Genomic DNA, 441 nt, shown 5'->3' on the forward strand with positions numbered 1-441 from the left:
GCGCCCGTAGCTCAATTGGATAGAGCGTCTGACTACGGATCAGAAGGTTATGGGTTCGACTCCTTTCGGGCGCGCCATATATGCTTAAGAAGAATGCTTAAAATTAATTAATTTTAAGCGGGGAGTAGCTCAGCTTGGTAGAGCACTTGGTTTGGGACCAAGGGGTCGCAGGTTCGAATCCTGTCTTCCCGACCATTTAAAAATCATCCTATATTGGGGCCTTAGCTCAGCTGGGAGAGCGCCTGCCTTGCACGCAGGAGGTCAGCGGTTCGATCCCGCTAGGCTCCACCAATAATTGTTCTTTGAAAACTAAACAAAACAATACGTCAACGTTTAAATTTAAGTCTTTTAAATAAGGCATTTTATGAGCAAGTCAAACACTTTTTGGAGAGTTTGATCCTGGCTCAGGACGAACGCTGGCGGCGTGCCTAATACATGCAA

Annotated in this window: 3 tRNA genes and 1 rRNA gene; all 4 read left to right on the forward strand. The window is 46.3% G+C overall.

The features are described 5' to 3' along the window. Positions 1 to 77 (forward strand) — tRNA-Arg (locus tag DBX25_RS20390). A gap of 41 nt (positions 78 to 118) precedes the next feature. Then, positions 119 to 195, forward strand: a tRNA-Pro gene (locus DBX25_RS20395). Between the two features lie 20 nt (positions 196 to 215). Continuing rightward, positions 216 to 291, forward strand: a tRNA-Ala gene (locus DBX25_RS20400). 90 nt (positions 292 to 381) lie between these two features. Then, a 16S ribosomal RNA gene (locus DBX25_RS20405) occupies positions 382 to 441 on the forward strand; the annotation flags it as partial.

Source organism: Peribacillus acanthi, from assembly GCF_003073175.1.
Classification (GTDB): Bacteria; Bacillota; Bacilli; order Bacillales; family DSM-1321; genus Bacillus_BN; species Bacillus_BN acanthi.